Source organism: Streptomyces glaucescens, assembly GCF_002154375.1.
In the GTDB taxonomy this organism is placed as follows: Bacteria; Actinomycetota; Actinomycetes; order Streptomycetales; family Streptomycetaceae; genus Streptomyces; species Streptomyces glaucescens.
Window position 1 is genome coordinate 22,923 of the sequence record NZ_MUND01000155.1, and the last position, 6,647, is coordinate 29,569.

At 68.8% G+C, this 6,647-nt stretch carries 8 protein-coding genes and 5 tRNA genes; 11 read left to right on the plus strand and 2 right to left on the minus strand.

Annotation, left to right across the window (positions count from 1 at the left end; translation table 11 throughout):
• Positions 1–23 precede the first annotated feature (23 nt).
• The 5 genes from CCN42_RS11845 to CCN42_RS11865 all read left to right on the plus strand — a co-directional run bounded on the left by CCN42_RS11845 (position 24) and on the right by CCN42_RS11865 (position 503).
• Positions 24–95 (plus strand) — tRNA-Gln (locus tag CCN42_RS11845).
• Positions 96–136: 41 nt separating this feature from the next.
• Positions 137–209 (plus strand) — tRNA-Glu (locus tag CCN42_RS11850).
• Positions 210–238: 29 nt separating this feature from the next.
• Positions 239–311 (plus strand) — tRNA-Glu (locus CCN42_RS11855).
• Positions 312–330: 19 nt separating this feature from the next.
• A tRNA-Gln gene (locus CCN42_RS11860) sits at positions 331–402 on the plus strand.
• Between the two features lie 28 nt (positions 403–430).
• Positions 431–503, plus strand: a tRNA-Glu gene (locus CCN42_RS11865).
• 232 nt (positions 504–735) lie between these two features.
• Here the strand turns inward: CCN42_RS11865 and ndgR are convergent.
• Positions 736–1,452, minus strand: coding sequence for an IclR family transcriptional regulator NdgR (gene ndgR, locus CCN42_RS11870; RefSeq protein ID WP_026278050.1), 717 nt, complete (start codon positions 1,450–1,452; stop codon positions 736–738).
• Positions 1,453–1,649: 197 nt separating this feature from the next.
• On the opposite strand from ndgR, the gene leuC reads away from it, so the two are divergent.
• From leuC to CCN42_RS11890, 4 genes are all read left to right on the plus strand, one after another.
• Entirely contained in the window at positions 1,650–3,080 is a 1,431-nt protein-coding gene (gene leuC / locus CCN42_RS11875) for a 3-isopropylmalate dehydratase large subunit (protein ID WP_086735216.1), read from the plus strand.
• 6 nt (positions 3,081–3,086) lie between these two features.
• Positions 3,087–3,680: a 3-isopropylmalate dehydratase small subunit gene (leuD, locus tag CCN42_RS11880; RefSeq protein ID WP_086735218.1), complete on the plus strand. Its 594-nt coding sequence runs from the start codon at positions 3,087–3,089 to the stop codon at positions 3,678–3,680.
• Between the two features lie 278 nt (positions 3,681–3,958).
• Positions 3,959–4,189: an SCO5555 family protein gene (locus CCN42_RS11885; protein ID WP_086735219.1), complete on the plus strand. Its 231-nt coding sequence runs from the start codon at positions 3,959–3,961 to the stop codon at positions 4,187–4,189.
• A 137-nt stretch (positions 4,190–4,326) separates the two neighbouring features.
• A complete protein-coding gene (locus tag CCN42_RS11890; protein WP_086735221.1) occupies positions 4,327–4,884 on the plus strand; it encodes an HU family DNA-binding protein in 558 nt (185 codons plus the stop codon).
• A gap of 171 nt (positions 4,885–5,055) precedes the next feature.
• Here the strand turns inward: CCN42_RS11890 and CCN42_RS11895 are convergent, their stop codons facing one another.
• Positions 5,056–5,235: an MHS family MFS transporter gene (locus CCN42_RS11895; RefSeq protein WP_143661897.1), complete on the minus strand. Its 180-nt coding sequence runs from the start codon at positions 5,233–5,235 to the stop codon at positions 5,056–5,058.
• Positions 5,236–5,509: 274 nt separating this feature from the next.
• On the opposite strand from CCN42_RS11895, the gene CCN42_RS42540 reads away from it, so the two are divergent.
• The gene (locus CCN42_RS42540) at positions 5,510–5,659 is read left to right on the plus strand and encodes a hypothetical protein (RefSeq protein ID WP_158102078.1); all 150 of its coding nucleotides are present in this window, start codon (positions 5,510–5,512) and stop codon (positions 5,657–5,659) included.
• 140 nt (positions 5,660–5,799) lie between these two features.
• A complete protein-coding gene (locus CCN42_RS11900) occupies positions 5,800–6,444 on the plus strand; it encodes a sigma-70 family RNA polymerase sigma factor (protein WP_086735225.1) in 645 nt (214 codons plus the stop codon).
• Positions 6,445–6,647: the final 203 nt, after the last annotated feature.

Sequence of the window (6,647 nt, forward strand, 5' to 3'; positions counted from 1 at the left end):
CCCGCACGGGGCTTGCGTTCCAGTGGCCTATGGTGTAATTGGCAGCACGACTGATTCTGGTTCAGTTAGTCTTGGTTCGAGTCCAGGTAGGCCAGCTCGCGGAGCTTCATCCGCAACCGTGGATCTGATCCACAAAGCCCCCGTTGTGTAGCGGCCTAGCACGCTGCCCTCTCAAGGCAGTAGCGCCGGTTCGAATCCGGTCGGGGGTACGGTGATCTCTCACGAGATGATCGCTAGGGCCCCCGTTGTGTAGCGGCCTAGCACGCCGCCCTCTCAAGGCGGTAGCGCCGGTTCGAATCCGGTCGGGGGTACTGCTGGTCTAAACCACATTGGTCTATGGTGTAATTGGCAGCACGACTGATTCTGGTTCAGTTAGTCTTGGTTCGAGTCCAGGTAGACCAGCTCGGACCTGCGGAAACGCAGAGTCCACGCCCCCGTTGTGTAGCGGCCTAGCACGCCGCCCTCTCAAGGCGGTAGCGCCGGTTCGAATCCGGTCGGGGGTACGAGTCCCAAGGGGCCTTCGCTTCGGCGAGGGCCCCTTCGGCGTGTATCAAGTGGGCGCACGGTGCCAGGACTTCGGGGCCGCGGGCGCAGCCCGGGGAGACGAAACAAATCGTACGCGCACTCAACGCGTACGCCCCGTCGCCCGTCGTGATCGACCCGTGCGGGTCGGCGGCGCCGGGGGAGAGCGTGCCGCGGCGTTGAGGCTCGCTCTCCCTCCGGTCCGGGCAGACGTCAGCCCGAGCGGCGCAGGGCCTCGGAGAGGCGGGCGGCGGCGTCGATGACCGCCTGGGCGTGCATACGGCCCGGGTGGCGGGTCAGTCGCTCGATGGGACCGGAGACCGAGACGGCGGCCACCACGCGGTTGGAGGGACCGCGCACGGGCGCGGAGACGGACGCGACGCCCGGCTCCCGCTCGCCGATCGACTGGGCCCAGCCGCGGCGCCGTACGCCCGACAGGGCCGTCGCCGTGAAGCGGGCGCCCTGCAGACCGCGGTGCAGGCGCTCCGGCTCCTCCCAGGCCATGAGGATCTGTGCCGAGGAACCGGCCTTCATGGTGAGCGTCGAGCCGACCGGGACGGTGTCCCGCAGGCCGGACAGGCGCTCCGCCGCGGCGACGCAGATGCGCATGTCGCCCTGGCGGCGGTAGAGCTGCGCGCTCTCGCCGGTGACGTCGCGGAGGTGGGTGAGCACCGGGCCGGCCGTCGCGAGGAGACGGTCCTCGCCGGCCGCCGCGGCCAGTTCTGCCAGGCGGGGACCGAGGATGAATCGGCCCTGCATGTCACGCGCCACCATGCGGTGGTGTTCCAGAGCCACGGCAAGGCGGTGGGCCGTGGGTCGTGCCAGTCCGGTGGCCGCGACCAGACCCGCGAGGGTGGCCGGACCGGACTCCAGAGCGCTCAGGACGAGGGCCGCCTTGTCCAGAACGCCGACGCCGCTACTGTTGTCCATGCAACGATACTTGCGTCTCACTCTGTGAAACGCAAGTTCAATTTTCCGTGGAACACGCCACCCTGGATGTCACGAAGGCACAGCGGCCCGCACAGGTGACGGGCCTGGCGGCGGACGCCCGTAACCAGGGGCGCGGGCGCCGCTTCCTCAAGATCTCTAGTTGGGTCGGCGCACCTTTGCCGACCGGAGGGAAAGCGATGGGTAGGACACTCGCGGAGAAGGTCTGGGACGACCATGTCGTCCGGCGCGCCGAGGGCGAGCCCGACCTCCTCTACATCGATCTGCACCTGCTGCACGAGGTGACCAGCCCGCAGGCCTTCGACGGCCTCCGCAAGAGCGGGCGCACCGTGCGCCGCCTCGACCTCACCATCGCGACCGAGGATCACAACACCCCGACCCTCGACATCGACAAGCCCATCGCCGACCCGGTCTCCCGGGCCCAGCTGGAGACGCTGCGCAAGAACTGCGCGGAGTTCGGTGTCCGGCTGCACCCGCTGGGCGACGTCGAGCAGGGCGTCGTGCACGTCGTCGGCCCGCAGCTGGGCCTGACCCAGCCCGGCACGACCGTCGTCTGCGGCGACAGCCACACCTCGACGCACGGCGCCTTCGGCGCGCTGGCGTTCGGCATCGGCACCTCGCAGGTCGAGCACGTGCTGGCCACCCAGACGCTGCCCATGGCCCGCCCGAAGACCATGGCGATCACGGTGAACGGCGAGCTGCCCGACGGCGTCACCGCCAAGGACCTGATCCTGGCGATCATCGCGAAGATCGGCACCGGCGGCGGCCAGGGCTATGTCCTGGAGTACCGCGGCTCCGCCATCGAGAAGCTCTCGATGGAGGCCCGGATGACCATCTGCAACATGTCGATCGAGGCCGGCGCCCGCGCGGGCATGATCGCCCCCGACGAGACCACCTTCGAGTACCTCAAGGGCCGTCCGCACGCCCCCGAGGGCGCCGACTGGGACGCCGCGGTCGAGTACTGGAAGACGCTCAGGACCGACGACGACGCCGAGTTCGACGCCGAGGTGGTCATCGAGGCCGCCGAGCTGTCGCCGTTCGTCACCTGGGGCACCAACCCGGGCCAGGGCGCGCCGCTTTCGGCGTCCGTCCCCGACCCGGCTTCGTACGAAGACGCTTCGGAGCGCCTCGCCGCCGAAAAGGCCCTGGAGTACATGGGGTTGGAGGCCGGTCAGCCGCTGCGCTCCATCAAGGTGGACACCGTCTTCGTAGGCTCCTGCACCAACGGCCGCATCGAGGACCTGCGCAACGCCGCCGAGATCCTGCGCGGCCGCAAAATCGCCGACGGGGTACGGATGCTGGTCGTCCCGGGCTCCGCGCGGGTGGGTCTGCAGGCCGTCTCCGAGGGGCTGGACGTGGTCTTCAAGGAGGCCGGCGCCGAATGGCGGCACGCGGGCTGCTCGATGTGCCTCGGCATGAACCCGGACCAGCTGGCCCCGGGCGAGCGCTCCGCCTCCACCTCCAACCGCAACTTCGAGGGCAGGCAGGGCAAGGGCGGCCGTACCCATCTGGTGTCGCCGCAGGTCGCGGCCGCGACGGCCGTCCTGGGGCACCTCGCCTCCCCGGCCGACCTGTCCGACGTCGAGACCCGTACGCCCGCTGGAGTCTGATCAGTCATGGAAGCTTTCACCACGCACACCGGCCGGGCCGTCCCGCTGCGCCGCAGCAACGTCGACACCGACCAGATCATCCCCGCCCACTGGCTCAAGAAGGTGACCCGGGACGGGTTCGAGGACGGGCTGTTCGAGGCCTGGCGCAAGGACCCCGAGTTCGTGCTCAACCGGCCCGAGCGGCAGGGTGCCACGGTGCTGGTCGCCGGCCCCGACTTCGGCACCGGCTCCTCCCGCGAGCACGCGGTGTGGGCCCTGCAGAACTACGGCTTCAAGACCGTGATCTCGTCCCGCTTCGCCGACATCTTCCGCGGTAACTCGCTCAAGAACGGCCTGCTCACGGTGGTCCTGGAGCAGAAGATCGTGGACGCGCTGTGGGAGCTGACCGAGGCGGACCCGGAGACGGAGATCACCGTCGACCTGGTCGCGCGCGAGGTGCGCGCCGAGGGTATCACCGCCTCCTTCGAGCTGGACGAGAACTCCCGCTGGCGGCTGCTGAACGGGCTGGACGACATCTCCATCACCCTCCGGAACGAGGAGGACATCGCGGCGTACGAGGCGAAGCGCCCCGCCTACAAGCCGCGGACGCTCCAGGTCTGATCTCCTGGGGGGCGCCGAGGCGCTCCGCAAGGTCGAGTTTCGGCCACCCCAATACCCCGGCTGTACCCCCGATCGGCTCGATCGGGGGTACGGCCTTTTCTGTGCCCGCGCGGCTCCGTCCGAGCCGCGGAGCCTCCTCAACTTCCCACGTTAGAGCGGTGGTTGCCGGGGTACGCGGGCGATGGCGGCGCGGCGGCGGCGACCGTCCGGAGGGCCGTTTGAGGCGGCAGTTGCCCCCCGAGCAGGCGACAACTCGCCCCAGATGGCACAATCTGTGCATGGAACACGACGGCCAACTCGAGCTCTATGCGGCGGTCGCGAACCAACTCAAGAGAGCGCACGCAAGGGTGCGCGCACTGCAAGTCCCGGAGGGCGTACGGGTGGCGCTGACCCGGAAGCTGCTGGTCATCACGGCCGCGGCCAAGCACGATCTCGCCGATGCGACAAGGCGCCTGGAACGGTTCACCGCCGACCTCGACGAGGGGCGATTCCCCGAAGGGGACGGCTGAGCAAGTCCGGGACTGCCGAGTTGGTTGCGGCACGAGGGTGATTAGCCCGTTTCGTGTTTGATTTGCGGTATATATCTGCCTAACGTGCGAAAAAGCTTGAACACTTTCGTTCTGGCGATGTCTCCGAAGGGGAAGACGTGAACAAGGCGCAGCTCGTAGAAGCGATTGCCGACAAGATGGGCGGCCGCCAGCAGGCCGCCGATGCCGTCGACCACGTACTGGACGCCATCGTCCGCGCGGTCGTCGCAGGTGAGCGGGTCTCTGTCACCGGCTTCGGTTCGTTCGAGAAGGTCGACCGTCCGGCGCGTTACGCCCGGAACCCCCAGACGGGCGAGCGGGTTCGGGTCAAGAAGACCTCGGTGCCGCGCTTCCGCGCCGGTCAGGGCTTCAAGGACCTGGTCAGCGGCTCGAAGAAGCTGCCCAAGGGTGACATCGCGGTCAAGAAGGCCCCCAAGGGCAGCCTGTCCGGCCCGCCCCCCACCATCGCCAAGTCCGCGGGCAAGAAGGCCGCGGCCAAGAAGACGGCGGGTGCCGCGAAGACCACGGCGGCGAAGAAGACCACCGCCAAGAAGACCACCACGTCCTCCACCAAGAAGTCGACGGCCAAGTCGACCACCCAGGGCACCAAGAAGACGACGGCGGCGAAGAAGACGCCGGCCAAGAAGTCCGCGTCCTCCCGCAAACGCTCGGCGTGACGTACGGACTACCTCCTGGGCGGGGCAGATGGCGTCGAGGTCCCGCTCCCAGGTCTCGGGCAGCGCCAGGACGCAGACGAGCGACAACAGGGCTTGGCGCTCATGAACCACCCGTCCACGGCCGGACGGTAACTCTCGGCCAGGGCGGTGACGATCAGCGGCGCCGCGGCGTCATCGAGGACCCGCCGAGGTTGTACGAGAACCCGGCCCGGAGTACCGCTTCCGCGTGCTGACCAGCTCGGGCAGGTAGGCCCCGGCGAGCCCGTAGATGATGCCCATGCACAGCGGCGCACCGCTCAGCGTGACGGTGATCAGCACGTAGTTCCCCGTGTCCAGCAGCGGGAAGAGCACGGCCCCCCACACCACACCGAACGCAGTAGGAGTCGCACCGTCCACGGCCTGCGCACCCCGCCCACGTCAGGTCCGGCGGTGCTCATGCGTCTATTGAAAACCGGCGGGTCGGCTGGACAGCGGGGCGGAGGAACAGCGGGAAGCGCGGGCGACGGGTGACCGGGTGCGACAGCGGAGGTGACGATGCCCACGATCGACCGCACACCCTCGGACCCCGACCGGAACGGCATCCCCCTACGTACCGACCCGCCCCCTCTCACCCCGGGAGAGCCCCATGAGCCCTGACCAGCACACCTCTCACATCCTGCTCATGCTGATCATCGCGGGACTGGTCACCTACGTAGCCCTGCTCAACCCCCTGCTCGGAGCGGCCCTCCTCGTCGGCGTGGGCGTCGCGGTGTTCCTCCACCAGATCCTCCGCTGACACGGTTCGCACCGGTCACGCAAAGTTACGTGCCGCGAAACGCACCACGCGGGCCTCCCGCTTCGGCATAGCTGGATGTGAGGCGGTGAACTCCGCTCCACCCGCCCCGAGTTGGCCCATCATGGGAAGGACTGGTCCAGATGCGCAACGCCCCCGATGTTCGAGGGCCGACGGACCCGCACGACCTAGCGAGTACACGACGGGACCTCGTCCCGGGAGCCCGCACCTCACCGGAGTCGGCGCCGCGCCGCCGGCTGACGTCGGAACAGGTCGCGGAGCTCGAACGCCTGAAGCCGTTCCTTGAGGGGATGGTGCGCCAGGCCGGCATGCAGTACCTGATGGAGGACCTGGTGCAGACGGCCGTCCTGCAGTTGGTCCGCGCCTGGTCGAAGCCGGACTTCGTCCTGGACCGGAAGGACGGCGGACGCGCCTTCGCCCGCAAGGTGATGCACGACGTCATCGCCGACGCGGCCCGGCGCAACGACCGCGACCCCTCGTCCCCGGTGGAGGAGTTCCCCGAGGTCCCCGTCGCTCCGGACGAGGGCGACCACGTCCGGGACGCCGGCCTCAAGGCCATCGACCGCTTCCTCCGCGACAAGCTCCCCGACAAGCCGTACCAGGTCGCCCGGCTCATGATCGTCGAGGGACTCAGCCAGGCCGAGACCGCGCGCTGCCTCGGGATCGACCGGCACACGGTGGCCCGCCGCTACCTCAGGGCGTGCGAAGCGCTGGAGCCCTACAAGAACACGATCCACGACGAGGTGCTGGGCGACGTGACGAGCTAGTGCCGTTACTCGGGCCCATGGGAGGGTCCCGATAAGCCTCCCGTGGGCCCAGGTTGGGTCCTAGCGGCCCGTAGTCAACAACGAAGAACAGCGCTTAAAGGATGGCAACCGATAAGCGTCGACTCGGAACCGTACGCACACCTGCTCGAGGGGGCACACACGGAATGTACGACACATTCGAACTACTCCGCCGCGCGGCGGAG

Coding starts and splice junctions, on each gene's coding strand:
- ndgR (WP_026278050.1), bottom strand. CDS start 1,452: ATGGACAACAGTAGCGGCGTCGGCGTTCTGGACAAGGCGGCCCTCGTC.
- leuC (WP_086735216.1), top strand. CDS start 1,650: ATGGGTAGGACACTCGCGGAGAAGGTCTGGGACGACCATGTCGTCCGG.
- leuD (WP_086735218.1), top strand. CDS start 3,087: ATGGAAGCTTTCACCACGCACACCGGCCGGGCCGTCCCGCTGCGCCGC.
- CCN42_RS11885 (WP_086735219.1), top strand. CDS start 3,959: ATGGAACACGACGGCCAACTCGAGCTCTATGCGGCGGTCGCGAACCAA.
- CCN42_RS42540 (WP_158102078.1), top strand. CDS start 5,510: ATGAGCCCTGACCAGCACACCTCTCACATCCTGCTCATGCTGATCATC.
- CCN42_RS11900 (WP_086735225.1), top strand. CDS start 5,800: ATGCGCAACGCCCCCGATGTTCGAGGGCCGACGGACCCGCACGACCTA.